The following is a 24,933-nucleotide window of genomic DNA, read 5'->3' as shown; positions in this document are numbered from 1 at the left end:
CCGAAGGCGGCGACGCGCGTCACCGCCCGCGGATGCGGGGGTCCAGCGCGTCGCGCAGGCCGTCGCCGATGTAATTCACCGACAGCACGGTCAACGAAATGGCAAGTCCGGGCCAGATCACCCGTTCCGGGTAGACCTGCATGTATTGCAGCCCGTCGAACAAGAGTCGGCCCCAGGTGGGGAAGTCGGGCGGAAAGCCCAGCCCGAGAAAGCTGAGCACGCTTTCGGTGATGATCGCCTCGGCCACGCCGAGGGTTGCCGCGACCATCACGGGTGAGACCACGTTCGGCAGGATGTGGCGCAGGATGATACGGTTCGGCCGCGCCCCAATAGAGCGGGCGGCCAGCACATATTCGCGTTCCTTCAGCGTCAGCACCTCGCCGCGGACGATCCGGGCGGTGGCCATCCAGGAGGTGATGCCGATGGCAAAGACGATCAGGGTGAAGGCGCCGAGTTCGGGGCCGATCATCCCGGCGATGCGGTCACGGAACAGCATGACCATGACAAGAAGAAGCGGGATCAGCGGTAGCGCCAGGAACATGTCGGTCAGCCGCATCAGCGGACTGTCGAGGCGGCGGAAATAGCCGGCCAGGATGCCGATGAAGGTGCCGAAGACGATGGCGATCGTCATCGCGACCAGGCCCACCGCCAGCGAGACGCGGCCCGCCAGCAGCATCCGGTACAGCATGTCGCGTCCAAGCTGGTCGGTGCCAAGCGGGAAGCGCAGGCTTGGTCCCTGGTTCTTCAGCTTGATCGCCTCGGCCACGGTCAGCTTCTCGGGCACCCAGAGATAGGGGCCGATCAGGACGGCCAGGATCAGGCTTCCCAGCACGATCAGCCCGAACAGGGCGCCCTTGTGGGTGCTGAACTGGCTCCAGATGTCGCGCAGCTGACTGGCCGGTTTCGGCGGGGTGCTGCTGGCGTCAGTCATAGCGGATCCGGGGATCAAGAAGGCCGTAGAGGATGTCGGCGATCAGGTTGAACAGCACGATCAGCACCGCGAAGATGAAGGCCAGCGTCTGGACCATGGGCAGATCGCTGGCGCGGATCGCCCCGATCAGCGCCGCGCCGATGCCGTTCACGCCGAAGAGGTTCTCGGTGATGATCGCGCCGCCGAAGATCGAGGGGATGCCCAGCGCGATCACCGTCACGACAGGGATCAGCGAATTGCGCAGCACATGCTTCAGGACGACCGTGCGTTCGCTCATGCCCTTGGCGCGGGCGGTGCGCACATAGTCCATCGTCATGTTGTCCAGCATTGACGAGCGCATGTAGCGGCTGATCGCGGCCGCATTGGCCAGGCCCAGCGTCATCACCGGCAGGGCCATCTGCTTGACCTGCTTGACGAAGCTTTCCCAGTCGTTGACCACCAGCTGCGTGTCGTACTTGGTGGGAAACCAGCCAAGCCAGACCGCGAAGATGATGATGAACAGCGTGCCCGAGAAGAAGGTCGGGACCGAGAAGCCGATCATCGCGAACAGGGTCCCGCCCTGGTCGAACAGCGAATACTGGCGATAGGCCGAGTAGATGCCGATCGGCAGCGCGATCAGGATACCGACGAGATAGGCGGTGCCGATGACGGTCAGGGTCTGCGGCAGGCGCTGGCCGATGATGGTGAAGACGGGGCTGCGCGACTGCCAGGACAGGATGCGCTGCTCGCCTGCGGCGAGGCTGGTGCCGAACCAGTGGTCGATGACATAGGCGGGCTCGACCCAGAAGAACTGGCGCAGCCAGAGGAAATAGCGCACGAAGACCGGCTGGTCGGCCCCGAGCGCCTCGATCATCTTCTGGCGCACGTCGGGCGGTACGGTCAACGGGATCTCGGACATCGGCGAACCGGGGGCCAGATCCACAAGCAGGAAGATCACCAGGCTGATCACCAGCAGGGTGGGTATGGCCAGGAGAAGCCTGCGAAGCGTGAAGGTGAGCATGCGGCTGGAGTCCGGGGGGGGCGAACGAAGCTGCGGGGCCGGGCGGTTCCGGCCCCGCGGGGATCAGGTCACTTGACGCGGAACCAGTCGGCGACGTTCCACATCTCGGTGTCCCATGCGTTGATCTGCACACCGCCAAGGGCCAGCGAATGGGCCGACAGCGTCCCGCGGTGGACCAGCGGGATGACGATCATGCTGTCCTTCGTCACCATGTCGTTCAGCTTCTTCGCGATCGCCTGCCGTTCGGCGATGTCGGTGGTGGTGGCAAGCGTAGCATAGAGCGCGTCGTATTCCGGGTTGCAGAAGCGGTTGATGTTCTCGCCCTGCCACTGGGTTTCCGGGGTCGGCGCGTTCTTGCACTGGTACTGGCCCAGATAGCTTTCCGGGTCCGGGCTTTCCGAGTTGTTGGCATACATCTCGATGTCGGCGTAGAACTTCTGGAAGGTGTCGGGCGAACCCGGGTCACCGCCGAAGAAGACGCCCGGGTCGATGGCCTTCAGCTCGACCTCGACGCCCAGTTCGGTCCACCAGTCCTTGATCAGCGCCTGGAAGTCCTGCCGGATCGGGTTGACCGTGGTCTGATACAGCAGTTTCAGCTTCTTGCCGTCCTTGTCGCGCACGCCGTCGCCGTTGGTATCGATCCAGCCGGCCTCGTCCAAGAGCGCCTTGGCGCCTTCCATGTCCTGCGCGATGCAGCCGTCGTTGTCCGAAGCCCAGCCCTCCGGCCCGGGGATCACGTTGCAGGTCGGCTTGCCGCCGGCGCCGTAGCCGACCTCGACCAGGATCGACCGGTCGATGGCCTTGGACAGCGCGGTGCGTACGCGGATGTCCGACAGGATCGGATGGGGGTGCTTGGCAGTCGAACGTTCGCCTTCCGGCAGGGCCGGATCCGGGTCGGTGGTGTTGGTCTCAAGCCGCTCGACCAGGGTGCCGAAGGCCACCACGAACTGGCCCTTGCCGGCGGCGGCCATCGCGGCCTGGCTGTCGGGCGGGATCTGGGTGTTCCAGGCATAGTCGAACTCGCCCGTCTCCATCACCGCGCGGGCCGAGCCTTCGGCGTCGCCGCCGCCCTTGATGACAGCCGTCGCGAAGGCAGGCTTGGCCGGGTCGCGGTAGTTCGGGTTGGCGGCCAGCGACACGGTGTCGTTCACCGCAAAGCCGGTCACCATGAACGGGCCGGTCCCGATCGGCATGTTGTTGGCATCGGTGCAGGTCGGGGCCGCCGCGCCAAGGCAGGACTCGAACTGGGACTTCTGAAGAACCGGCGACAAGGCCGAGACGAAGGCGGTGTAGGGGTTTGCCTTCGGACCGTCGAAGGTGACCTTGATCGTCGAGGCGTCAAGGGCCTCGACCGACGCCACGCCTTCGAACTTGGTGGCCTGCGAGCAGCCCCCTTCAGGATGGGTGCAATACTGCCAGGTGAAGACGGCGTCCTCGGCGGTGACGGGCGTCCCGTCCGACCATTTCAGGTCGGGAAGGAGTTTCCAGGTGATCGAGGTGCGGTCCTCCGACACCCCGCCGTTTTCCAGCGTCGGGATCTCGGTCACGAGCTTCGGGATCAGCACGCCTTCGGGGTCGAGGCCCGCCAGCGGTTCCAGCACCATCGAGGAGGCATAGATGTCCTTGGTCCCGCCCGAGAGGTAGGGGTTCATGATCGACACGGCCTGCGGGAAGGTGAGCTTCACCTCACCATCGGCGCCGCGTTCGGCAAAGGCCGCGGGGGCAAGCCCCAGCACGGCCACGGCGCCCATCAGGGCGGTTCTCAGTTTCATCGGTTCTCTCCTTGTTGGTTGCGCTCTTGATTCTTGCGTTCGGGTGCCTCGGACGCGCCGGTTGATCCGGCGGCTGTATATAGGTGGCAGGCGACCATGCGGCCCGGTTCGACCTCGACCAGGTCGGGCTTCACGGTCTTGCAGATGTCCATGACCTTCGGGCAGCGGGTGCAGAAGTTGCAGCCCTTGGGCGGATTGGCGGGGGAGGGGACATCGCCCTTCAGGATGATCCGCTTGCGACGGAGGGCGAGTTCCGGGTCGGGCTCGTTCACCGCCGACAGCAGAGCCTCGGCATAGGGGTGCAGCGGACGGCTGTAGAGGTCCGTCGAGGGCGACAGTTCGGCGATCCGGCCAAGATACATTACCGCCACCCGCTGCGCGAGATGGCGCACCATCGACAGGTCGTGGCTGATGAAAAGATAGGTCAGGCCCAGCTTTTCCTGAAGGTCTTCCAGCAGGTTCACAACCTGCGCCTGGATCGAGACATCCAGCGCCGCGATGGGCTCGTCGCAGACGATGAAACGCGGTTTCAGCGCCAGCGCACGGGCAATGCCGATCCTCTGGCGCTGCCCGCCCGAGAATTCATGCGGAAAGCGGTTCACGAAGCGGCGGTTCAGGCCGACCTGGTCCATCAGCTCGTAAACCCGCTCCAGCTTCTGCGCGCGAGTCCAGTCGGTATGTTCGTGCAGCGGCTCGCTGACGATGTCGGCCAGTGTCATGCGGGGGTTGAGGCTGGCCTGCGGGTCCTGGAAGACCATCTGCATCGAGGGCCGCTTCTTGCGCAGGGCCTCGGGCGGAAGGCTGGCCACATCGTCGCCGTCGATGATGACCCGCCCTGCGGTCGGCTCGTACAGCCGCAGCATGGTTCGGCCTACGGTGGACTTGCCGCAGCCGGATTCGCCGACCAGTCCCAGCGTCTGGCCCGCCTGGATCTGGAATGACACCCCATCGACCGCCTTCACGTCCCCGGTGTGCCGCCGGAAGAGGCCAGTGTAGATCGGGAAATGCATCTTCAGGTCCTGGACCTGAACCAGCGGTGCCGGACCGGCGTCAAGCATGGGCCGCCTCCCGGCCTGCGGGCGCGTGCCAGTGGCAGGCGACATCGTGGCCCTGACCCACCGGCAGGCCGTCGATGGCGCGGCGCGGGGGATTGGCCGCGTCGCAGGCATCGTGGCGGAACTCGCAGCGCGCGCGGAACGGGCAGGCCGTCAGCGGCGCGTTCAGGATCGGCGGCTGGCCCTCGATCACCTTCAGCCGCGCTTCTCGCGGGCCGGAAATGCGCGGGATCGTCTGCAACAGGGCCCGGGTATAGGGATGCTGCGGGTTTGCGAACAACTCGCGCACCGGCGCCTGTTCGACCACCTGGCCGCCATACATCACCATCACCCGGTCGGCGATGCCCGCGATGACGCCAAGGTCATGCGTGATCCAGATGATCGCCATGCCCAGCTTCTGGCGAAGTTCCTGCACCAGTTCCAGGATCTGCGCCTGAATCGTCACGTCCAGCGCCGTCGTCGGTTCGTCCGCGATCAGCACGTCCGGGTCGCAGGCCAGCGCGATGGCGATCATCACCCGCTGGCGCATGCCCCCGGAAAACTGATGCGGATACTGATACAGCCGGCTGCGCGCATCGGGGATGCCCACGAGTTCAAGCAGTTCGACCGCCCGGGTCTCGGCCTGGGCTTTCGACATCCGCAGGTGCTTGATCAGCGGCTCCATGATCTGGTTGCCCAGGGTGAACACCGGGTTCAGGCTGGTCATCGGATCCTGGAACACAAAACCGACCCTGGCGCCCCGGACCGAGCGCAGGTCCTCGTCGCTCATCGACAGAAGGTCGCGCCCGTCCAGCAGCGCCTGACCGCCGCGAATCTCGGCCGGTGGCATCGGCAGAAGGCGCAGCAGCGACATCATCGTCACCGACTTGCCCGACCCGCTTTCACCCACCACGCCCAGCAGCTCTCCGCGGCGCAGGTGGAAGCTGACGTCATTCACGGCGTGGATTTCGCCACCGCGGGTGCGGAAAACGGTCCTGAGGCCCCTGACTTCAAGGACAGACGCGGCCAGATCGGCCATTCAATACTCCCCGCGACGTTCTTGGGTCTTGTTATTGTTGGCTGATTTCTCAGCCATTCAGCTTGTGGTTGCCGCCGTTCCAACAACTCTTTCCGATTCTCGGGCTTCTATCAATCCCGATTTGGCGCGCGATTCCAGACTGTTCATCCGGCAGAATGACCGAAGCTTTCGTCACTTTGCCAGATATTGACTTGCCCGCGACCCGGCGACAGGCTGGCCACAACATCTAGTCGGGGCAAGGGAAATCGCGATGACCACGCTGACGCCGCGTCAGATTCTGGATGGGCTGGTCAGCTTTCCGACCGTCAGCCGCGATTCGAACCTGGCGCTGGTCGATTGGCTGGAAAGCTATCTCGCAGGCCACGGTGTCCGCTGCTTCCGGCACTGGAATGAGGACCGCTCGAAGGCGGCCCTGATCGCCCATGCCGGCCCCTGGGTGCCCGGGGCGGTGGTGCTTTCGGGCCATTCGGACGTGGTGCCGGTCGACGGTCAGCCATGGTCAACCGATCCCTGGACGGTGGTCGAACGCGACGGTCGGCTCTATGGGCGCGGAACCTGCGACATGAAGGGCTATGTCGCGCTGGCCGCCTGGGCGCTGGCCGAGGCTCTGGCGCGAGGAGTGGCGCGGCCGCTGCAACTGGCGCTGTCCTATGACGAGGAGGTGGGCTGCACCGGCGCGCCGCCGATGATCCGGACCATGCAGGCGGTGGTGCCGAAAGGCGAGATCGCGCTGATCGGCGAACCCTCGCGGATGAAGGTGATCACCGGGCACAAGGGCGGCACGGGCTATGCGGTGCATGTGAAGGGCCATGAGGTCCATTCCTCGCTTCTGCCCGAAGGCGTGTCGGCGGTGATGGAGGCCGCGCGGCTGATCGGCTGGGTGAACGACCGGAACGACCAGATCCAGGCCCGCCCTCCCGGCCCGGTCGGTGCGCGCTTTCATCCGCCGTTCACCACGCTGCATGTCGGGCGCATCCAGGGCGGAACGGCGGACAACATCACGGCGAGGGATTGCCGCTTTGCGGTGGAGATGCGCTGCGTGCCGGATGACGACATCGAGGCACATGCCGGGGCGTTTCGTGACGCCGCCATGGCGCTGGACCGGGCGCTGAAGGCGCGGCGGCCCGGGGCGGGGGTGTATCTGGACAGGTTCTTCGATGTCTCTCCCCTGCGGCCGGAAGCGGACGGGGCGGCCGAGGCGCTGGCCCGGGCCCTGACCGGGGACAATGCGACCGGGGTGGTGTCCTATGGCACCGAGGCCGGGCAGTTCCAGGATGCCGGCTATTCGGCGGTCGTGGTCGGGCCGGGCGATATCGCCCAGGCGCATCAGGCCGACGAATATCTTGAGGTTTCCCAGTTTCAGGCCGGCCAGCGTTTCATGGAGAGGCTTCTGGAGCGATTGGCATGAGCTTTCCGATCTCTGAGACCGCGCCGGTCCGGTTTGCCGCCGCCCTGCCGGCGCGCGCGGATGTGGTCGTGGTGGGCGGCGGCGTGATCGGGATCATGACGGCCTGGTTCCTGCGCGAGCGCGGCCTTTCGGTCGTCGTCTGCGAGAAGGGCCGCATTGCCGGCGAACAGTCGGGGCGGAACTGGGGCTGGGTCCGGCAGCAGGGCAGGGACCCCTCCGAACTGCCGATCATGGTGGAAAGCCTGTCGATCTGGAAGGCGCTGGCCGCCCGGATGGGCGATGGTCTGGGGTTCCGGCAGACCGGGGTCCTGTATCTGGCAAAGACCGAGAAAGAGATCGAGGGCTTCGAGGCCTCGATGGAAAATGCCCGCGCGCATCAGCTGGACACCCGACTTTTGACCTCGGGCGAGACGCTGGCGATGCTGAAAGGGGCGGTCGCGCCTTGGAAAGGCGCGCTCTGGACCGCCTCTGACGCGCGAGCCGAGCCCTGGGTCGCCGTTCCGGCGCTGGCGGCAGTGGCCGAGGAAAAGGGCGTGCTGATCCGCGAGGCCTGCGCGGTGCGCGGGCTGGACCTGGCAGGCGGAAAGGTCGCGGGCGTGGTGACGGAAGCCGGGCGGATCGCCTGCGATCACGTCGTCGTGGCCGCGGGGGCCTGGTCGCGCCTGTTCCTTGGCGCGCAGGGAATCGGGATTCCGCAGCTTTCGGTCCTCGCTTCGGTCGCGGCGACCGAACCCATGCCAGAGATCTTTCCCGGCAATGCGGCGGATGACGACTTTGCCTTCCGGCGGCGGACAGACGGAGGCTACTCGATCGCCCCCGGCGCCCGGCACGACTTCTACATCGGCCGGGATGCCTTTCGCAGCATTGGCGTCTATCTGCCTGTGCTGAAAAAGGATTTCCGATCCACGACCTTCCGCTTGGCCGCCCCCGCCGGCTTTCCGGACGCTTGGGGCACACCCCGTCGCTGGGCCCTGGATCGACCCACGCCGTTCGAACGCCAGCGCGTCCTGAACCCGGCTCCGAACATGGCCACGCTGGCCGAGGTGCAGGACAGCTTTGCCAAGGCCTTCCCCGCCCTGGGCCGCCCGAAGCTGAAATCCGTCTGGGCGGGGATGATCGACAGCCTGCCCGATGTCGTGCCCATCGTCGATCACGCGCCGGTCGCGGGCCTGACCATCGCCACGGGGATGAGCGGGCACGGCTTCGGCATCGGCCCCGGCATGGGCCGCGTGATTGCCGATCTCGTCACCGGACGGGCGGTCGGCCATGACCTGTCCCGCTTCCGTCTGTCGCGGTTCACCGACGGCAGCCCGATTCGGCCGGGGCCGAGCCTTTAGACGACCTGCGCCGGGTAGCCGGCCCGATCCAGCGCCTGCAAGACATCGGCCAGCGGCGCAGGGCCGGACAGGGTGACAGTCCGGCTGGCAAGGTCGATCGATACCGCGCCGATCTGCGGTACGGCGGAGAGTGCTGCTTCTACCGCGGCCTTGCAGTGGCCGCAGCTCATGTCGGGGACGGAAAGTGTGGTCATGGGATGGCTCCTTGGCCCCCTGATAGACCCAGACCTTCGCCCCCGGGTCAAGGGTGCCCCGGCATCCTGTGGCTTCCCCGGCGATCTGGCGGAATTTTTGGCGAATCACGTTCTCAAAACGCTTTAAAGCGCCTATTCATGGCCAATGTTTGCGGTAACGGCCGCATTCCGACCCGCCGACCCGAAAGCCCGCTTGACCGCCGCGATGCGGCGCTTAGGCTTTCCAAGGAGATGACCTTGCTGGACAAAGCCGTGACCGACCTCAGCGTGACCCCGAACCTTCTACAGGCCGATATCCTGCGCCATCTGACCTTCACGGTGGGGAAGGATGCCCCGCATGCCTCTGTGCATGACTGGCGTCTGGCGCTGTCGCATGCGATCCGCGACCGGATCGTCGAGCCCTGGTTCGCCTCGACCCGGCGGACCTGGGCCGAGGACCGGAAGCGTGTCTATTACCTGTCGATGGAGTTCCTGATCGGCCGCATCCTGGAAGATGCGACGATCAACCTGGGCCTCTACGACGCCGCGGCCGAGGCGATGGCCGCAGTCGGAGTCGACCTCCGCGCGGTGATCGACGACGAGCCCGACGCGGCGCTGGGGAACGGGGGGCTGGGGCGGCTGGCGGCCTGTTTCATGGAATCGATGGCGACGCTTGGCTGCCCGGCCTACGGCTACGGCATCCGCTACGAACACGGGTTGTTCCGCCAGCATTTCGACCATGGCCGCCAGATCGAGACACCCGAGAACTGGCTGGCCCAGGCGCATCCGTGGGAATTCGCGCGGCCGGAAAGCGCCTATACTGTGGGTTTCAAGGGGCATGTCGAAAGCCGGGACGGGCGCGAGATCTGGTATCCGCAGGAAACGGTGACCGCCGAGGCCTTCGACACTCCGATCATCGGTTGGCAGGGGAAATGGGCCAATACGCTGCGGCTCTGGGGGGCAAAGGGGACGACGAACTTCGACCTCGAACGCTTCAACCGGGGCGACTATACGGCAGCGGCAGAGCCCGAGACCCTGGCGCGGACGCTCAGCCGGGTGCTGTACCCCGATGACACCACCTATCAGGGCAAGGAGCTGCGGCTGAAGCAGGAATTCTTCCTGACCTCGGCCGCGCTGCAAGACATCCTGCGGCGCTACCTTTCCAGCCACTCCGACCTGCGTGCCCTGCCGAAACATGTCGCGATCCAGATGAACGACACGCACCCGGCCATCGCGGGGCCCGAACTGATCCGGCTTCTGGTGGACGACCACGGGCTTGCCTTTGACGAAGCGCTGACCATCGCGCGGGCCTGCCTGGGCTACACGAACCACACCCTTCTGCCGGAAGCCCTTGAAAGATGGGCGACTTACACCTTCGGCAACGTCCTGCCGCGCCACATGCAGATCGTCGAACGCATCGACAGCTGGCACCGCCGCGCCTATCCGAACCGGCCGCATTATGTGGGTATCGTCAAGCACCAGGAAGTGCGGATGGGGGAACTGGCCTTCATCATGAGCCACAAGGTCAACGGCGTCTCGGCCCTGCATACCGACCTTGTGAAGCAGACCCTGTTCCCGGAGCTGAACCGTCTGCATCCGGGGCGGATCATCAACCTGACGAACGGGGTGACGCCGCGACGTTGGCTGCGGATGGCCAACAAGCCGCTGGCCGGCCTGATCACCGACAGCATCGGCGCAGGATGGGAAGCCGATCTCGACCGCCTGCGTGGGCTGGAGCCGCATGTCGAGGATGCCGGGTTCCGGGAGCGGTTTGCCGCCGCCAAGCGCACGAACAAGGTCGCGCTGTCGAACTGGATCGGGCGCGAGATGGGGGTCCGGGTCTCGCCCGATGCCGTGTTCGATGTGCAGATCAAGCGGATCCATGAATACAAGCGCCAGCTTCTGAACATCCTGGAAACCATTGCGCATTGGCATCGCCTGCGGTCCAGCCCGGCGGCCGGCTGGATTCCGCGGGTGAAGATCTTTGGCGGCAAGGCCGCGCCCGGCTATGCTGTTGCCAAGGAAATAATCCGACTTATCAATGATGTGGCAGAGGTTGTTAACAATGACCCGGTAACGGGCGATCTGTTGAAGATCGTGTATCCGCCAAACTACAACGTCTCGATGGCGGAACGGGTCATCCCGGCGGCGGATCTGTCGGAACAGATCTCGACCGCTGGGAAAGAGGCCTCCGGCACCGGCAACATGAAGTTCATGATGAACGGCGCCCCCACCATCGGGACGCTGGACGGTGCGAACGTGGAGATCCTTCAGGAAGTGGGGGCAGAGAACTTCTTCCTGTTCGGTCTGACCGCGGAAGAGGTCGCGCGGCGACGCGAGGATCCCGACCATGCCAGGAAGGCGATCGAGGCCAGCCAGCCCTTGATGGATGTCCTTCAGATGATCGCGGAAGGGCGCTTTTCGCCGGATGAGCCGGAGCGGTATCATCAGCTGGTGCACCGGGTCTGGCACCACGACTATTTCCTGGTTGCCTCGGACTTCGAGGCCTACCATGTGGCGCAGGCAGAGGTGGACAAGGCCTATGCCGACCCCGCCCGCTGGTGGCGCATGGCGGCACTGAACACCGCACGGAGCGGTTTCTTCTCCTCTGACCGGACGATCCGGAGCTACATGGATGAGATCTGGCAGGTGACATCCGCGCTTTAGGCGCTCCGGCAGGCTTTCGGGGAGGAGAGCATGGCTGAGACGACACTCGACAGGGGCGCAGCCGAGGCGATTGCCGGGGGATGGCACGGGGATCCGTTCGGCGTTCTGGGGCCGCACAAGGTGGCCAGGGGGTGGGAGGTCCGCGCCTTCGTGCCCGGGGCCGAGCGGTTGTGGCTGGTCACCGGCAGGACCGAGGTCGAGGCGATGCCCTATCCGGGCCTGCCGGGCCTGTTCACCTGCACCCTGGCGCGGAAGGCAACTTACAGGTTCCGCGCGGAAGGCCATGGCAATACCTGGCAATTCGACGATCCCTATCGCTTTGGCCCGGTTCTGGGCGAACTGGACGAATATCTGCTGGGCGAGGGCAGCCATCGTCGCCTGTGGCAGGCGCTTGGCGCGCATGTGATGTGCCATGAGGGCGTCGATGGCGTGCACTTCGCCGTCTGGGCGCCGAATGCCGAACGGGTTTCGGTGGTGGGGGATTTCAACGTCTGGGACGGGCGCCGCAACCCGATGCGGCGGCGCGGGGCGACGGGGGTCTGGGAGATCTTCATGCCCGGCCTCGGCGAGGGTGTCGCCTACAAGTACGAGATCAGGGGGCCGGGCGGCGCGGTGATGCCGCTCAAGGCCGATCCGGTTGGGTTCGGGTCTGAACATCCGCCCGCAACGGCCTCTGTTGTCAGGACAATCCGGGGTGACTGGCACGACAAGGTCTGGATGGACAGCCGGGCTGCCAGACACGGCATCGACGCGCCGATTTCCGTCTACGAGGTCCATCTCGGCTCGTGGCGGCGCGCGCCCGGGAACCGGATGCTGAGCTATCTGGAACTGGCCGACCAGCTGGTGGACTACGCCGCCGAAATGGGCTTTACCCATATCGAATGCCTGCCGGTCAGCGAATATCCCTTTGACGGCTCCTGGGGCTATCAGCCGGTGGGCATGTTCGCCCCGACGATCCGCCACGGCACGCCATCCGAATTCCGCGCCTTCGTCGATGCGGCGCACCGCAGGGGGCTGGGGGTGATCCTGGACTGGGTGCCGGGGCATTTCCCCACCGACCCCCATGGCCTGGGCCGGTTCGACGGCACCGCGCTTTATGAACACGAGGACCCGCGCGAGGGGTTCCACCAGGACTGGAACACGCTGATCTACAATTACGGCCGGGTCGAGGTGAAGAACTACCTCGTCAGCAACGCCTTGTATTGGCTTGAGGAATACCACATCGACGGGCTGCGGGTCGATGCGGTGGCGTCCATGCTTTACCGCGACTACAGCCGCAAGCCTGGCGAATGGATCCCGAACAAGGACGGCGGCCGCGAAAACTATGAGGCGATCGATGTTCTTCGCAGCATGAACGTTACGGCCTATGGCGACTGTCCCGGCATCATGACCATCGCCGAGGAATCGACGGCCTTTCCAGGCGTGTCCCGGCCCGCGAACTGGGGCGGGCTGGGCTTCGGGTTCAAGTGGAACATGGGGTGGATGAACGACACCCTGTCCTACATGCAGAAGGACCCGATCTACCGCAAATACCACCATCACCAGATGACCTTCGGCCTGGTCTACGCCTGGTCCGAGAATTACATCCTGCCGATTTCCCATGACGAGGTGGTGCACGGCAAGGGCAGCATGCTGTCGAAGATGCCGGGCAACGCCTGGGAAAGGTTCGCCAACCTGCGCGCCTATTACGGCTTCATGTGGGCGCATCCCGGCAAGAAGCTTCTGTTCATGGGGCAGGAGTTCGCGCAAGGAGCCGAGTGGAACCACAACCGGAGCCTTGACTGGCATCAGCTTGATATTGCGGAACATCGCGGCATGCAGTCCCTGGTGCGCGACCTGAACCGGATCTACCGCGAAACCCGCGCCTTGCATGTGAACGACACGCGGCCCGAAGGTTTTGCCTGGATCGAGTCGAACGATGCCGAGGCCGGGGTCTATGCCTGGGTCCGCAAGGGCGAAGAGGGCGACAGGCCGGTGGTGGCGGTGGTCAACATGACTCCGCTGGAGCGGCAGTATCGGCTGGGTCTGCCGCATCCCGGCAAATGGACCGAGATCCTGAACACCGACGCCGCAATCTACGGCGGGGGCAACCGTGGCAACCTGGGGGGGGTGACCACGGAACCGACGCCCTGGCACGGCCTGCCGCAATCGGCGCTTGTCACGCTGCCGCCGCTCTCGGCAGTGTATCTGCAACAGGGATGAGAACCGGCGGTTGCACCGCCCTGGGGGAGGGACGTCGATGAAAGCAAGACCGAACCAGCGCCTGTCGTCGCAGGCCATGGCCTTTGTCCTGGCAGGCGGTCGGGGGTCGCGGCTGAAGGAACTGACCGACCGCCGCGCGAAGCCGGCGGTCTATTTCGGCGGCAAGACGCGGATCATCGACTTTGCGCTCTCGAACGCGCTGAACTCGGGCATCCGCAAGATGGCGATTGCGACGCAGTACAAGGCCCACTCCCTCATCCGCCACGTCCAGCGCGGCTGGGGCTTCTTCCGGGCGGAACGCAACGAATATCTGGACATCCTTCCTGCCAGCCAGCGGATGGACGAGGTGAACTGGTATCGCGGCACCGCCGATGCCATCGCGCAGAACATCGACATCGTCGACAGCTACGGCGTGAAGTATGTGATCGTCCTGGCGGGCGACCACATCTACAAGATGGATTACGAGGTGATGCTGCACCAGCATGTCGAGGCTGGGGCCGACGTGACCATCGGCTGCCTGACCGTGCCGCGGATGGCGGCGACGGCCTTCGGCGTGATGCATGTGGACAAGACCATGCGGATCACCGCCTTCCTGGAAAAGCCGAAAGATCCCCCTGCAATTCCCGGCGACCCGGATCACGCGCTGGCGTCCATGGGGATCTATGTCTTCGACTGGGCCTTCCTTCGCGACCTTCTGATCCGCGACATGCAGGACGACAATTCGACCCACGACTTCGGCTTCGACCTGATCCCCGAGATCGTGAAAAAGGGCAAGGCCGTCGCCCACAGGTTTTCCGACAGCTGCGTGACCAGCGGGCTGGAAACCGAACCCTACTGGCGCGACGTAGGCACCATCGACGCCTTCTGGCAGGCCAACATCGACCTGACCGATTTCGTGCCGAAACTGGACCTCTACGACAGTTCCTGGCCGATCTGGACCTATGCCGAGATCGTGCCGCCCGCCAAGTTCATCCACGACGAGGACGGGCGGCGCGGCTCGGCGGTGTCGTCTCTGGTCAGCGGGGATTGCATCGTGTCTGGTTCGGCGGTGTCGAACAGCCTGCTGTTCACCGGATGCCGGACGCACAGCTATTCGACGCTGGAATATGTGGTGGCCCTGCCGCAGGTGACGGTCAACCGCAAGGCCCAGTTGAAGAACTGCGTGATCGACCGGGGGGTCGTCATCCCCGAGGGGCTTGTGATCGGCGAGGATGCCGAGGAAGATGCGAAATGGTTCCGACGATCGGAAGGCGGGATCGTCCTGGTCACGCAGGACATGCTGGATGCGCGGGCAAGGGCGCTTGGCTGAAAGGATGGACAAAGGCGCCTGTCCGTTTAACTTCGGGCGGTAAGCTTTTGAAAGGCAAGGGAAATGGGCGGACGTGTCCTGTCGGTGGCCTCGGAATCTGTCCCGCTGGTGAAAACCGGCGGGCTGGCGGATGTGGTTGGCGCGCTGCCGGCAGCCCTGGCCGCGACCGGCTGGGAGATGCGGGTGCTTCTGCCGGCTTACCGCGCCCTACGACCGCGTGCGGCCGACTGGCCCGTGGTCTGGCAGGAGCCCGATCTCTGGGGCGGTCCCGGCCGGGTGCTGGCCGGAGAGGTCGCGGGCGTGCCGCTTCTGCTGCTGGACGCGCCGCATCTCTATGACCGCGAGGGCGGCCCCTATTCCGGGCCGACCGGCGATCACCCCGACAATGCGGTGCGCTTTGCCGCGCTGTCCTGGGTGGGGGCGCAGATCGCGCGCGAGGGGCTTGCGGACTGGAAGCCGGATGTCCTGCATGCGCATGACTGGCAGGCTGGGCTGGCGCCGGCTTATCTCGCCTATCATGGCAATGGCGGGTGCAGGTCGGTCATCACCGTGCACAACATCGCCTTCCAGGGCTGGGCGCCGGCGCACATGCTGGGTGTGCTGCGCCTGCCGGGGCACGCCTTCCACCCCGAGGCGCTGGAATATTACGGCGGGATCTCCAGCCTCAAGGCCGGGCTGGTGACGGCGGACTGGATCACCACGGTCTCGCCGACCTACGCGGCCGAACTGATGCGCCCCGAATTCGGCATGGGTCTGCAAGGTGTGATCGCGGCGCGCGGGCCGGTCGTCTCGGGCATCCTGAACGGGGTTGACACGGCGCTCTGGGATCCGGGGGCCGAGGATCCGCCCTTCGGGCGGAAGGCGATGGCGGGCAAGGCAGCGGCGCGGACCGCGCTATGCACCGAGTTCGGGCTGGAGGTGCCGGGCCCGCTGGCCATCGTGGTCAGCCGGCTGACCGACCAGAAGGGCATCGACCTGCTGCCCGAGGTGGTGCCGGATTTCGTCGTCGCTGGCGGCGGGCTGATCGTGCTCGGCTCGGGCGATCCGGCGCTGGAAGGGGCGGTGCGCAATCTGGCCGACCGCTTCCCCGGCAGGGTGGCCGCGCGCATCGGCTATGACGAGACGCTGAGCCACCGGCTTTTCGCCGGTGCGGATGCGGTGCTGGTGCCCTCGCGGTTCGAACCCTGCGGTCTGACGCAGATGTACGGCCTGCGCTACGGCACGCTGCCGGTCGTGTCGCTGGTCGGCGGGCTGGCCGACACGGTGATCGGCGCGAACCCCGCCGCCCTCGCCGGCCCGGTCGCCACCGGCATCACCTTCCATCCGGTCGATGCGCTGGCCTTTGGCCGGGCGCTGTCGCAGCTGGTGCAGCTCTACCGTCAGCCGAAGCTCTGGGCGAAGCTGCGCGCAAACGCCATGGCGCAGCCGGTGGGATGGGAGACCTCGGCCCGGACCTATGCCGCACTTTACGAAAGGCTTGCCGCGTGACACCGCAGACCGTCTCGCCGCCCGCGCGGCTTCAGGGCCATGCGGTGGCGCCGGGCCGGCCCTGGCCGATGGGGGCAAGCCTGACCGGCGACGGGGTCAATTTCGCCGTCTTCTCCGCCCATGCCGAACGGATCGAGCTTTGCCTCTTCACCCCTGACGGCCGCAAGGAGATGGCGCGGCTGCCGATCACCGAACGCGACGGCGACATCTGGCATATCCAGGTCGGCGGGTTGACGGTCGGCACGGTCTACGGCTTTCGCGCCCATGGGCCCTATGCGCCCGAACAGGGCCACCGCTTCAATCCGAACAAGCTGTTGCTCGACCCCTACGCCCGGGCGCTGGAAGGTCGGCTGAAATGGTCGGACGCACTGATGGGCTACAAGATCGGCAGCCCCCGCGGCGATCTCAGCTTCGATACCCGTGACAGCGCCTTCGCCGTGCCGAAGGCGGTGGTCACCGACCCCTCCTTCACCTGGGGCAACGACCAGGCGCCGCGGACGCCGCGCAGCGACACGCTGATCTACGAGGCGCATGTCAAGTCGCTGACCGCGCTGCATCCGGGCGTCGAGAAGGGTCTGCGCGGCACCTACCTTGGCCTGTGCTCCGACCCGGTGATCGAGCATCTGCTGAAGCTCGGCGTGACCGCGATCGAGTTGCTGCCCGTCCACGCCTTCATCGACGACCGCTTCCTGGTCGCCAAGGGCCTGCGCAACCACTGGGGCTACAACACGCTGTGCTTCTTCGCCCCCGAGGCCCGCTACATGAGCCAGGGCGCGCTGTGGGAGTTCCAGACCATGGTCCGCCGCTTTCATGCGGCCGGGATCGAGGTAATCCTTGATGTCGTCTACAACCACACCGCCGAGGGCGACGAATGGGGGCCGACGCTCTGCTACCGCGGGCTGGACAATGCCAGCTACTACCGGCTGGCCGGGGGGGGGCGGCACTATGTCAACGACACGGGCACCGGCAACACGCTGAATATCACGCATCCGATGGTGCTGCGCATGGTGATGGATTCCCTGCGCTACTGGGTGGAAGCGGCCCATGTCGACGGCTTCCGCTTTGACCTCGCCACTGCCCTGGGGCGCGAGTCGCATGGCTTCGACCCGAACGGCGGCTTCTTCGATGCGATCCGCCAGGACCCGGTCCTCAGCCGCGTCAAGCTGATCGCCGAACCCTGGGACATCGGTCCCGGCGGCTATCAGCTGGGCGCCTATCCGCATCCCTTCCACGAATGGAACGACCGCTTCCGCGACGGGGTGCGTCGGTTCTGGAAGGGCGATGCGGGCATGACCCGCGACCTCGCCGCGCGGCTTCTGGGCAGCGCCGAGCGCTTCGACCATTCCGGCCGCGCGGCGACCTCGTCGATCAACTATGTCACCAGTCACGACGGTTTCACGCTGGAGGATCTGGTCAGCTACACGATCAAGCGCAACTTCGCCAATGGCGAGGACAACCGCGACGGCCACCACGAGAACCATTCCGACAACCTTGGTGTCGAAGGCCCGACCACGGACCCGAAGGTTCTGGCCGCCCGCGCCCTGCGCAAGCGCAACCTTCTGGCCACCCTGATGCTCAGCCAGGGCGTGCCCATGCTTCTGGCCGGAGACGAGATCGGCCACAGCCAGGGCGGCAACAACAACGCCTACGCTCAGGACAACGAGACCACCTGGCTCGACTGGTCCAAGGCCGATTCAGCCCTGCTTGCCTTCGTGCAGCGACTGAGTGCCTTGCGCAAATCCCTGACGGTCCTGCGCCAGCGCCGGTTCCTGCATGCGCGCCCGCGTCCCTCGGACGGGATCCCTGACGTGATCTGGCGCCGCGCGAACGGCACTGTGCCGCACAACGAGGACTGGCACGATCCGGCCTTCCGCTGTCTCTGCGTCGAGTTGCGCATGGCCGCCGAAGGCGGGGATCCGAACCCCGAAGCCGTCTTTGCCGTGTTCAACACCGGCTCTGCCACGACGCTGCACCTGCCCGATACTGCGCCGGGCTGGACGCTGATTCTGGATACCACGCGCCCGGACTTGCCCGAGGCCGGACTTCCCGCCCAAGGCTTCGCCGAGGCCCCGGCCCATTCCGTCCTGCTTTTCCGCTCTGTGACCGACACACCAAGGGAAACCGCGCCATGACCCAGATCACGACTGTCCTGACCGAGGCCATCGCCGGGCAAAAGCCGGGCACCTCTGGCCTGCGCAAGAAGACGCCCGTGTTCATGGGGCGGCACTATCTGGAGAACTTCGTCCAGTCGATCTTCGACGTGGTGGGGGCGGCGGGAAAGACCTTCGTTCTCGGCGGCGACGGGCGCTATTTCAACGACCGCGCCGCGCAGGTGATCCTGCGGATGGCGGCGGCGAACGGGGCGGCCCGGGTGATCGTGGGGCAGGAGGCGATCCTGTCAACTCCGGCCGCCAGCCATCTGATAAGGTTGAATAAAACCGATGGCGGGATCATCATGTCGGCCAGCCACAACCCCGGCGGACCGAACGAGGATTTCGGGGTCAAGTTCAACATGCCGAACGGCGGGCCTGCGCCCGAAGGCGTGACCGAGGCGATGTATCGGCGGACGACCGAAATCACCGACTACAAGGTGCTCGAGGCGCAGGACGTGGATCTGGGTCGCATCGGTCGGCACCAGCTGGGGGCAATGGTGGTCGATGTGGTCGATCCGGTCGCCGACTACGCGGCGCTTATGGAAAGCCTGTTCGACTTTCCCGCGATCCGCGCGATGTTCGCGGGCGGCTTCCGGATGCGGATGGACTCGATGTGTGCAGTCACCGGGCCCTATGCCGTTGAAATCCTTGAAAACCGTCTCGGGGCGCCGAAGGGGACCTGCGTCAACGCAACCCCGCTGCCGGACTTCGGCGGCATGCATCCTGACCCGAACCCGACCTGGGCCAAGGCGCTGATGGACGAGATGTTCGGCCCGGACGCCCCCGATTTCGGCGCGGCTTCGGACGGAGACGGCGACCGAAACATGGTGGTCGGGCGGGGGATCTATGTCTCGCCGTCCGACAGCCTCGCCGTGTTGGCCGCGAATGCGCAGCTCGCGCCGGGCTACAAGGCGGGGCTGAAGGGCGTGGCGCGGTCGATGCCGACTTCGGCAGCGGTGGACCGGGTGGCCGAGGCTCTGGGGATCGCAAGCTTCGAGACCCCGACGGGCTGGAAGTTCTTCGGCAACCTGCTCGACGCGGGCCGCGCCACGATCTGCGGCGAGGAATCCTTCGGCACCGGCTCCGACCATGTCCGCGAGAAGGACGGCCTCTGGGCGATCCTGTTGTGGCTGAACATCCTTGCGGTGCGCCGGCAGTCGGTGGCCGAGATCCTGCGCGAACACTGGGCGAAATACGGCCGCAACTACTACAGCCGCCACGACTTCGAGGCGATCGAGACGGCCAAGGCCGACGCGATGATGGCCGCGCTGCGCGGTGCGCTGGCCGGTCTGCCGGGACAGCAGATCGAAGGGATGACGGTCTCGACCGCGGACGATTTCGCCTACACCGATCCGGTCGATGGCTCGGTCAGCAGGCAACAGGGTGTGCGGGTCCTGTTCCAGGATGGCAGCCGCATCGTCTATCGTCTTTCGGGAACAGGCACTGAAGGCGCGACCCTGCGGGTCTATCTGGAGCGCTACGCGGCGGGTCCCGACGGCCTTGACCTTGACGCCCAGGCGGCCCTTGCCCCGGTGATCCGTGCGGCTCACCGGATTGCCGACATCGCAACCCATACCGGCCGCAGCGCGCCGGATGTTGTGACCTGAAGGCGTTCGGGCGTTTCCCGACCTTCAGGGGTCGCGGTTTGACCAGACCCGTCGCCCGAAAGCGACAAACTTGACACATATGTCGAGTTTCGGGGGCGGCGATGGGCGAAGTCAGGGTCAGGGCGGGACGCCAGGCACGGCAGGCCGAGCGGGCGCATAAGGGGCAGGGCGTCGGGCGTCCCTATATCCTGCGCAACATCCCGACCTATGATGTCTTGTCCGAGGAGAACCTGATCCGTATCGAGGCCGCCGCCGACCGTGTGCTGGCCGAGACCGGGATCGAGTTCCGCGATGATCCGGTGGCACTGGACCACTGGAAGACGGCCGGGGCCAAGGTGGAGGGGGTGCGTGTCCGGTTCGAGCCGGGGATGCTGCGCGAGATCCTGAAATCCGCGCCGTCCGAGTTTACCCAGCACGCGCGGAACCCGGCCAAGTCGGTGCGGATCGGGGGGCGGAATGTGGTGTTCTCTCCCGCTTATGGCAGCCCCTTCGTGATGGATCTCGACCGCGGCCGCCGGTTTGGGACCATCGAGGACTTCCGCAACTTCATCAAGCTGGCACAGTCGAGCCCGAACCTTCACCACTCGGGCGGAACGATCTGCGAGCCGACGGATGTCGCGGTGAACAAGCGCCATCTCGACATGGTTCTGGCCCATATCGAACTTTCGGACCGGCCGTTCATGGGGTCGGTGACGGCCGAAGAGCGGTCCGAGGACAGCATCGAGATGGCGCGCATCCTGTTCGGCGCCGGGTTTGTGAACGATCATTGCGTTATTCTGGGGAATGTGAACGTCAATTCGCCTTTGGTCTGGGACGGCACGATGACCCGGTCCCTGCGGGCCTATGCGCGGGCGAACCAGGCGGCGGTGGTGGTGCCCTTCATCCTGGGCGGGGCGATGGGGCCGGTCACGAACGCGGGCGGGATCGTGCAGAGCCTGGCCGAGACGATGGCCGGCTGCGCCTTGACCCAGCTGGAGCGGAAGGGGGCTCCGGTCATCTTCGGGAACTTCCTGTCGTCGATGTCGCTGCGGTCGGGGTCGCCGACCTTCGGGACGCCGGAGCCGGCCATCGGGTCGCAGGTGATCGGCCAGCTCGCCCGCCGGCTGAACCTGCCGCTGCGCTGTTCGGGGAACTTCACCACCTCGAAGCTGCCGGACGGGCAGGCGATGATGGAAGGCACGATGTCGATGCTGGCTGCCATCCATTGCGGAGCGAACTTCATCCTGCACTCTGCCGGGTTCCTCGACGGGCTTCTGTCGATGTCCTACGAGAAGTTCATGCTGGATGCCGACCTCTGCGGGGCCTTGCATGCCTATCTGGACGGGATCAGGATCGACGACGATCAGCTGGCCGTGGAGGCCTTCGCCGAGGTGGGGCCGGGGAACCATTTCTTCGGGTGTTCCCACACGATGCGGCACTATCAGACCGCCTTCTGGGACAGCGAATTGTCGGACAACGAGCCCTTCGAAAAATGGGAGGCGGCGGGGTCGGCGGACGCGGCGAGGCGGGCCAACCGGCTCTGGAAAAAGCGGCTGGCGGAGTATGAGGCCCCGCCTCTGGATGTGGGGGTCAGGGAGGCCCTGCATGACTTCGTGGGGCGGAAGAAGGCCGGGGTGGCGGATGCCTGGTACTGAGGTGCGCCGCGCGTGGTCAGTTTTTCTGACCCAATGAAATCAATGTGTTGGCTGTGGGCGTTCAGATTTCGTTAACTTCTGCCACGCGGTCCCGGGGCGGGTGTAGCTCTGGCTTGGGCCGGGGGTGAGACCGGGTTGCCCGGGGGAAGCGAGCCAGCTTTCGACGGTCACTTTGCCGGGTTCCAGCGTCACCAGCGCGACGTCGTTGCTGTCGGTCTTGCGCCGGGTCGAGATCGCGGTGCCGACCTGAAGGAAGAGAACCCCGGCGGCGGTTTCGGCAAAGCCCGTGTGCGGCATGTGGGTATGGCCCGACAGCACGATGTCCGCCCCGGCCTGCGCCAGGGCGGCCAGCACCGCAACAGGGTCGGCGATGTCGGCGGCCGTGCCGTCGGCGGCAGGCACCGGGGCGTGGTGCATCACGACCATGCGCCAGAGGCCGGGAGGCGCGGCAGCGAAACTGTCGGTCAGGCGCTGCAAGGACCGTCGGCGCAGGAGGCCCGATTTCCAGGCGAAGGGATTGGCGGTGTTCACGCCCTGCACCACGGCATCGGAGAGGTGGGCGAGGGGTTCCAGCTTGGGCCCGAAGGCGCGGCGGTAGGCCGCGAAGGGGGCCAGCAGCCGAAGGGGCAGGTTCCGCAGCGGCATGTCGTGGTTGCCGGGCACGATCAGGGCGGGGGCAGGCAGCCGGTCCACGAAGGCGCGTGCGGCCCGGAACTGGCCGGGGCGGGCGCGCTGGGTCAGATCGCCCGAGATCACGCAGAGGTCGGGCTTAAGCCGGTGGGCCAGGTCGATGAGCGGCGCTACCAGCCGGTCATCCACCGCGCCGAAATGCACGTCCGAGAGATGCAGGATGCGGCTCATTTCAGCGCACCGGCCTTGTCCGGGGGCAGGATCACCCGCAAGGCGTGATCGTTCAACTGGATGCGCAGCGGCAGCTTCATCTTCAGCTTTTCCCCGTCCAGCGCCACCGGGATCTGCCGCCGCCCGCGCACCGCCACAGCCAGACGGCGGGGCGTGGAGACGATGACATCGCGGCCATGGTCCACCCGCTTGCGGATCAGCCGCCAGGCCAGACGCAGAAAGCCCAGACGGGTCTGCTGATGCGCCAGAAAGACGACGAAACGGTCGTCCGAGATCGCCTCGCCGCCTTCCGGGCCGAACTGGTCCAGCTGATAGGCCGAGCGCGCGACGAACAGCATCGGCGTGCGGATGCGCATCCGGGTTTCGTCCTGATAAAGCTCCATCCGGTGCGGCGCCTGAAAGCGCAGGATGGTGCGCAGGGACGCAAGATGCGCCAGCAGGCGATAGCGGCCGAAGCGGGCATAGCTGGCCTCGCGTTCCTCGAGGATCGCGGGATACAGGCCGATGGCCACGTTGTTCAGGAACACCCGCCCGTTCAGCGTGCCGACCCTGATGTCATGCGGCTGGCCGTCAAGGATGGCGCGGGCGGCGGCCTCGGGGTCTTCGGGCATGTTCAGGCCGCGGGCGAAGTAGTTGAAGGTGCCAAGCGGCAGCACCGCCAGGGCGGCCTGCGTTCCGGCCAGGGCATGGGCGACGCCTGCGACCGAGCCATCGCCCCCCCGCAGCCACGACGATGCGGAAGCCGTCGCGCACCGCGCGGGCGGCCTCATCCGCCGGATCGCCGGAAAAAGGGCGCAGCCGGGCGCGGGGGCCGAAGACGGCCATGGCGCGGTCGACGGCACCGGGATTGCGCAGCGAGGTGCCCGCGCGGGGGTTGGCAAGGACGCAGATGTCGGGTGTGCGGTCGGTCATGCGTCCCCCTTCGGTCAGGGGGACTTAGGCGCGCAGGCCGGTCTCTTCCAGAAGGCCCATGCGCTTGGCCTCGTAATAATAGCCCTTGGAATACCACATGACGGCCCGGTCTTCGGAGCCGCGCGCGACGAGCCAGGCCCCGCGCAGGTATTTGCCCGCATACATCAGGTTGGTTTCGGCATCGAGCAGCCCCTCGGGCGGGCCCTGATAGCCCATGGTCCGCGCGGTCTGCGGATGGATCTGCATGAGCCCGTAATAGGGGCCGTTGCGGGCGGCGGGGTTGTAGCCGCTTTCGCGCCGGATCACGCGGTGCAGGAGGCTTTCGGGGATGTCGTGGACATGGGCATATCGGTTGACCAGGGCCATCATCTCGGGCGTCGCACCCGGTGCCATCGGCGCGCGGGTGACGGGCGGAGAGGGCGCACGACCGCAGGCGGCAAGCGCGGCTGCGGCCGGAAGCAGCAGGAGGTTGCGGCGGGTCAGGGGCATCGGCGGCTCCGGTTCCTTTGCGCGTCTGATAGCGGCGCAGGGCAGGGGGGTGCAAGCCCGGGCGGCGCGATCGGGGCCGGACTGCGCGGCAACCGGCCTGTCCTGCCGGCCGACGGCACTGCGCGGGAAAGGCGGCGGATGTCACCTTGATGTTACCCGGATCGGGCAGAAGACCTGTGGAAAACCCGCTGCGACACTCTGGCGCTTGGGGGTTGCCACGGACGAAACGCCAGATATAGTTTCACGTAACGGGGCGGGACTCCCCGCCCTGTCGCCGGGAAGCTGACGGGCGCAAAGCGGAGTCTTGGACGGAATGGACGGCGATTTCAGAACCCAGTTCGTGCGCGATCCGGCGGCACTGAAGCACTATCCCGCGCTGGTGCTGAATGCCGATTACCGCCCGCTGTCCTATTACCCGCTGAGCCTCTGGCCATGGCAGGAGGCGATCAAGGCTGCGGTGCTGGACCGGGTGCAGATCGTCGCGGAATACGACGCGGTGGTGCACAGTCAGAGGCAGGCGTTCAGGATACCCTCGGTGGTTGTCCTGAAGGAATTCGTCAAACCCCAGAAGCGCGTGGCCTTCACGCGCTTCAATCTTTTTCTGCGGGACGAATTCTGCTGCCAGTACTGCGGCGCGAAGGGGGATCTGACGTTCGACCATGTGGTGCCGCGGTCGCGCGGCGGGGTCACCAGCTGGGAAAACGTGGTGGCGGCGTGCAGCCCCTGCAACCTGCGCAAGGGGTCCAAGACGCTGAAACAGGCGGGCCTGTCCCTGCGCCGCCCGCCACGCGCGCCGACGGCCGAGGAGATGCAGGCCCATGGCCGCCGCTTTCCGCCGAACCATCTGCATGACAGCTGGATGGATTTCCTGTACTGGGATGCCGAGCTGGAGGCGTGATCGCGCCTTCGGTTGGCCC

The 24,933-nt window shown here is 66.1% G+C and carries 19 protein-coding genes; 10 read left to right on the top strand and 9 right to left on the bottom strand.

Features of this window, described 5'->3' with window-relative positions; all coding sequences use genetic code 11:
- Window positions 1-19: 19 nt before the first annotated feature.
- The 5 genes from G8O29_RS11820 to G8O29_RS11800 form a co-directional block, all read right to left on the bottom strand.
- Entirely contained in the window at window positions 20-931 is a 912-nt protein-coding gene (locus tag G8O29_RS11820; protein WP_166403453.1) for an ABC transporter permease, read from the bottom strand.
- Entirely contained in the window at window positions 924-1,931 is a 1,008-nt protein-coding gene (locus G8O29_RS11815) for an ABC transporter permease (RefSeq protein WP_166403452.1), read from the bottom strand. Before G8O29_RS11815 ends, G8O29_RS11820 begins: the two co-directional genes overlap by 8 nt.
- 68 nt (window positions 1,932-1,999) lie before the next feature.
- Complete coding sequence (locus G8O29_RS11810) at window positions 2,000-3,703, bottom strand: peptide ABC transporter substrate-binding protein (RefSeq protein ID WP_166403451.1); 1,704 nt, start codon at window positions 3,701-3,703, stop codon at window positions 2,000-2,002.
- Window positions 3,700-4,761, bottom strand: a complete 1,062-nt coding sequence (locus tag G8O29_RS11805) for an ABC transporter ATP-binding protein (RefSeq protein ID WP_166403450.1) — start codon at window positions 4,759-4,761, stop codon at window positions 3,700-3,702. The genes G8O29_RS11810 and G8O29_RS11805 overlap by 4 nt, the downstream gene beginning before the upstream one ends.
- Window positions 4,754-5,776, bottom strand: coding sequence for an ABC transporter ATP-binding protein (locus tag G8O29_RS11800; RefSeq protein ID WP_166403449.1), 1,023 nt, complete (start codon window positions 5,774-5,776; stop codon window positions 4,754-4,756). Before G8O29_RS11800 ends, G8O29_RS11805 begins: the two co-directional genes overlap by 8 nt.
- A 250-nt stretch (window positions 5,777-6,026) precedes the next feature.
- Between G8O29_RS11800 and argE the strand changes: the two genes are divergently transcribed.
- Window positions 6,027-7,184, top strand: coding sequence for an acetylornithine deacetylase (gene argE / locus G8O29_RS11795; RefSeq protein ID WP_166403448.1), 1,158 nt, complete (start codon window positions 6,027-6,029; stop codon window positions 7,182-7,184).
- A complete protein-coding gene (locus tag G8O29_RS11790) occupies window positions 7,181-8,521 on the top strand; it encodes an NAD(P)/FAD-dependent oxidoreductase (RefSeq protein WP_166403447.1) in 1,341 nt (446 codons plus the stop codon). Before argE ends, G8O29_RS11790 begins: the two co-directional genes overlap by 4 nt.
- Here G8O29_RS11790 and G8O29_RS11785 read toward each other — a convergent pair.
- Window positions 8,518-8,715 carry a heavy-metal-associated domain-containing protein gene (locus G8O29_RS11785; RefSeq protein ID WP_166403446.1) on the bottom strand — a complete coding sequence of 66 codons (198 nt, stop codon included), beginning with the start codon at window positions 8,713-8,715 and terminating at the stop codon, window positions 8,518-8,520. The two genes, G8O29_RS11790 and G8O29_RS11785, sit on opposite strands and share 4 nt — an antisense overlap.
- A gap of 237 nt (window positions 8,716-8,952) precedes the next feature.
- On the opposite strand from G8O29_RS11785, the gene G8O29_RS11780 reads away from it, so the two are divergent.
- The 7 genes from G8O29_RS11780 to G8O29_RS11750 all read left to right on the top strand — a co-directional run bounded on the left by G8O29_RS11780 (window position 8,953) and on the right by G8O29_RS11750 (window position 21,754).
- Window positions 8,953-11,361: a glycogen/starch/alpha-glucan phosphorylase gene (locus tag G8O29_RS11780; protein WP_242679080.1), complete on the top strand. Its 2,409-nt coding sequence runs from the start codon at window positions 8,953-8,955 to the stop codon at window positions 11,359-11,361.
- Window positions 11,362-11,391: 30 nt separating this feature from the next.
- On the top strand, window positions 11,392-13,563 hold the full coding sequence (glgB, locus tag G8O29_RS11775) for a 1,4-alpha-glucan branching protein GlgB (protein WP_166403444.1): 2,172 nt from the start codon (window positions 11,392-11,394) through the stop codon (window positions 13,561-13,563).
- A gap of 37 nt (window positions 13,564-13,600) precedes the next feature.
- Complete coding sequence (gene glgC / locus G8O29_RS11770) at window positions 13,601-14,872, top strand: glucose-1-phosphate adenylyltransferase (RefSeq protein WP_166403443.1); 1,272 nt, start codon at window positions 13,601-13,603, stop codon at window positions 14,870-14,872.
- Window positions 14,873-14,935: 63 nt separating this feature from the next.
- On the top strand, window positions 14,936-16,360 hold the full coding sequence (glgA, locus tag G8O29_RS11765) for a glycogen synthase GlgA (protein ID WP_166403442.1): 1,425 nt from the start codon (window positions 14,936-14,938) through the stop codon (window positions 16,358-16,360).
- Entirely contained in the window at window positions 16,357-18,492 is a 2,136-nt protein-coding gene (gene glgX / locus G8O29_RS11760) for a glycogen debranching protein GlgX (RefSeq protein WP_367890168.1), read from the top strand. Before glgA ends, glgX begins: the two co-directional genes overlap by 4 nt.
- Window positions 18,489-20,120 (top strand): alpha-D-glucose phosphate-specific phosphoglucomutase, encoded by a 1,632-nt coding sequence (locus G8O29_RS11755; RefSeq protein WP_166403440.1) that lies wholly within the window; start codon window positions 18,489-18,491, stop codon window positions 20,118-20,120. Before glgX ends, G8O29_RS11755 begins: the two co-directional genes overlap by 4 nt.
- Before the next feature lie 101 nt (window positions 20,121-20,221).
- Complete coding sequence (locus G8O29_RS11750; protein WP_166403439.1) at window positions 20,222-21,754, top strand: trimethylamine methyltransferase family protein; 1,533 nt, start codon at window positions 20,222-20,224, stop codon at window positions 21,752-21,754.
- A 39-nt stretch (window positions 21,755-21,793) separates the two neighbouring features.
- Here G8O29_RS11750 and G8O29_RS11745 read toward each other — a convergent pair whose 3' ends face one another.
- The 3 genes from G8O29_RS11745 to G8O29_RS11735 all read right to left on the bottom strand — a co-directional run bounded on the left by G8O29_RS11745 (window position 21,794) and on the right by G8O29_RS11735 (window position 24,016).
- Window positions 21,794-22,615, bottom strand: coding sequence for a metallophosphoesterase family protein (locus G8O29_RS11745; RefSeq protein ID WP_166403438.1), 822 nt, complete (start codon window positions 22,613-22,615; stop codon window positions 21,794-21,796).
- A complete protein-coding gene (locus G8O29_RS11740) occupies window positions 22,612-23,385 on the bottom strand; it encodes a diacylglycerol/lipid kinase family protein (RefSeq protein ID WP_166403437.1) in 774 nt (257 codons plus the stop codon). The genes G8O29_RS11745 and G8O29_RS11740 overlap by 4 nt, the downstream gene beginning before the upstream one ends.
- Before the next feature lie 166 nt (window positions 23,386-23,551).
- Entirely contained in the window at window positions 23,552-24,016 is a 465-nt protein-coding gene (locus tag G8O29_RS11735; RefSeq protein WP_166403436.1) for a lytic transglycosylase domain-containing protein, read from the bottom strand.
- Window positions 24,017-24,329: 313 nt separating this feature from the next.
- On the opposite strand from G8O29_RS11735, the gene G8O29_RS11730 reads away from it, so the two are divergent.
- Window positions 24,330-24,914: an HNH endonuclease gene (locus tag G8O29_RS11730; protein WP_166403435.1), complete on the top strand. Its 585-nt coding sequence runs from the start codon at window positions 24,330-24,332 to the stop codon at window positions 24,912-24,914.
- Window positions 24,915-24,933 lie beyond the last annotated feature (19 nt).

The organism is Rhodobacter calidifons, from assembly GCF_011174775.1.
GTDB classification, from domain to species: Bacteria; Pseudomonadota; Alphaproteobacteria; order Rhodobacterales; family Rhodobacteraceae; genus Tabrizicola; species Tabrizicola calidifons.
Note: the sequence above shows the minus strand (reverse complement) of the source record. Positions and strands in the feature narration are given on the sequence as shown.

Coding starts and splice junctions, on each gene's coding strand:
- G8O29_RS11820 (WP_166403453.1), bottom strand. CDS start 931: ATGACTGACGCCAGCAGCACCCCGCCGAAACCGGCCAGTCAGCTGCGC.
- G8O29_RS11815 (WP_166403452.1), bottom strand. CDS start 1,931: ATGCTCACCTTCACGCTTCGCAGGCTTCTCCTGGCCATACCCACCCTG.
- G8O29_RS11810 (WP_166403451.1), bottom strand. CDS start 3,703: ATGAAACTGAGAACCGCCCTGATGGGCGCCGTGGCCGTGCTGGGGCTT.
- G8O29_RS11805 (WP_166403450.1), bottom strand. CDS start 4,761: ATGCTTGACGCCGGTCCGGCACCGCTGGTTCAGGTCCAGGACCTGAAG.
- G8O29_RS11800 (WP_166403449.1), bottom strand. CDS start 5,776: ATGGCCGATCTGGCCGCGTCTGTCCTTGAAGTCAGGGGCCTCAGGACC.
- argE (WP_166403448.1), top strand. CDS start 6,027: ATGACCACGCTGACGCCGCGTCAGATTCTGGATGGGCTGGTCAGCTTT.
- G8O29_RS11790 (WP_166403447.1), top strand. CDS start 7,181: ATGAGCTTTCCGATCTCTGAGACCGCGCCGGTCCGGTTTGCCGCCGCC.
- G8O29_RS11785 (WP_166403446.1), bottom strand. CDS start 8,715: ATGACCACACTTTCCGTCCCCGACATGAGCTGCGGCCACTGCAAGGCC.
- glgB (WP_166403444.1), top strand. CDS start 11,392: ATGGCTGAGACGACACTCGACAGGGGCGCAGCCGAGGCGATTGCCGGG.
- glgC (WP_166403443.1), top strand. CDS start 13,601: ATGAAAGCAAGACCGAACCAGCGCCTGTCGTCGCAGGCCATGGCCTTT.
- glgA (WP_166403442.1), top strand. CDS start 14,936: ATGGGCGGACGTGTCCTGTCGGTGGCCTCGGAATCTGTCCCGCTGGTG.
- G8O29_RS11755 (WP_166403440.1), top strand. CDS start 18,489: ATGACCCAGATCACGACTGTCCTGACCGAGGCCATCGCCGGGCAAAAG.
- G8O29_RS11750 (WP_166403439.1), top strand. CDS start 20,222: ATGGGCGAAGTCAGGGTCAGGGCGGGACGCCAGGCACGGCAGGCCGAG.
- G8O29_RS11745 (WP_166403438.1), bottom strand. CDS start 22,615: ATGAGCCGCATCCTGCATCTCTCGGACGTGCATTTCGGCGCGGTGGAT.
- G8O29_RS11740 (WP_166403437.1), bottom strand. CDS start 23,385: ATGAGGCCGCCCGCGCGGTGCGCGACGGCTTCCGCATCGTCGTGGCTG.
- G8O29_RS11735 (WP_166403436.1), bottom strand. CDS start 24,016: ATGCCCCTGACCCGCCGCAACCTCCTGCTGCTTCCGGCCGCAGCCGCG.
- G8O29_RS11730 (WP_166403435.1), top strand. CDS start 24,330: ATGGACGGCGATTTCAGAACCCAGTTCGTGCGCGATCCGGCGGCACTG.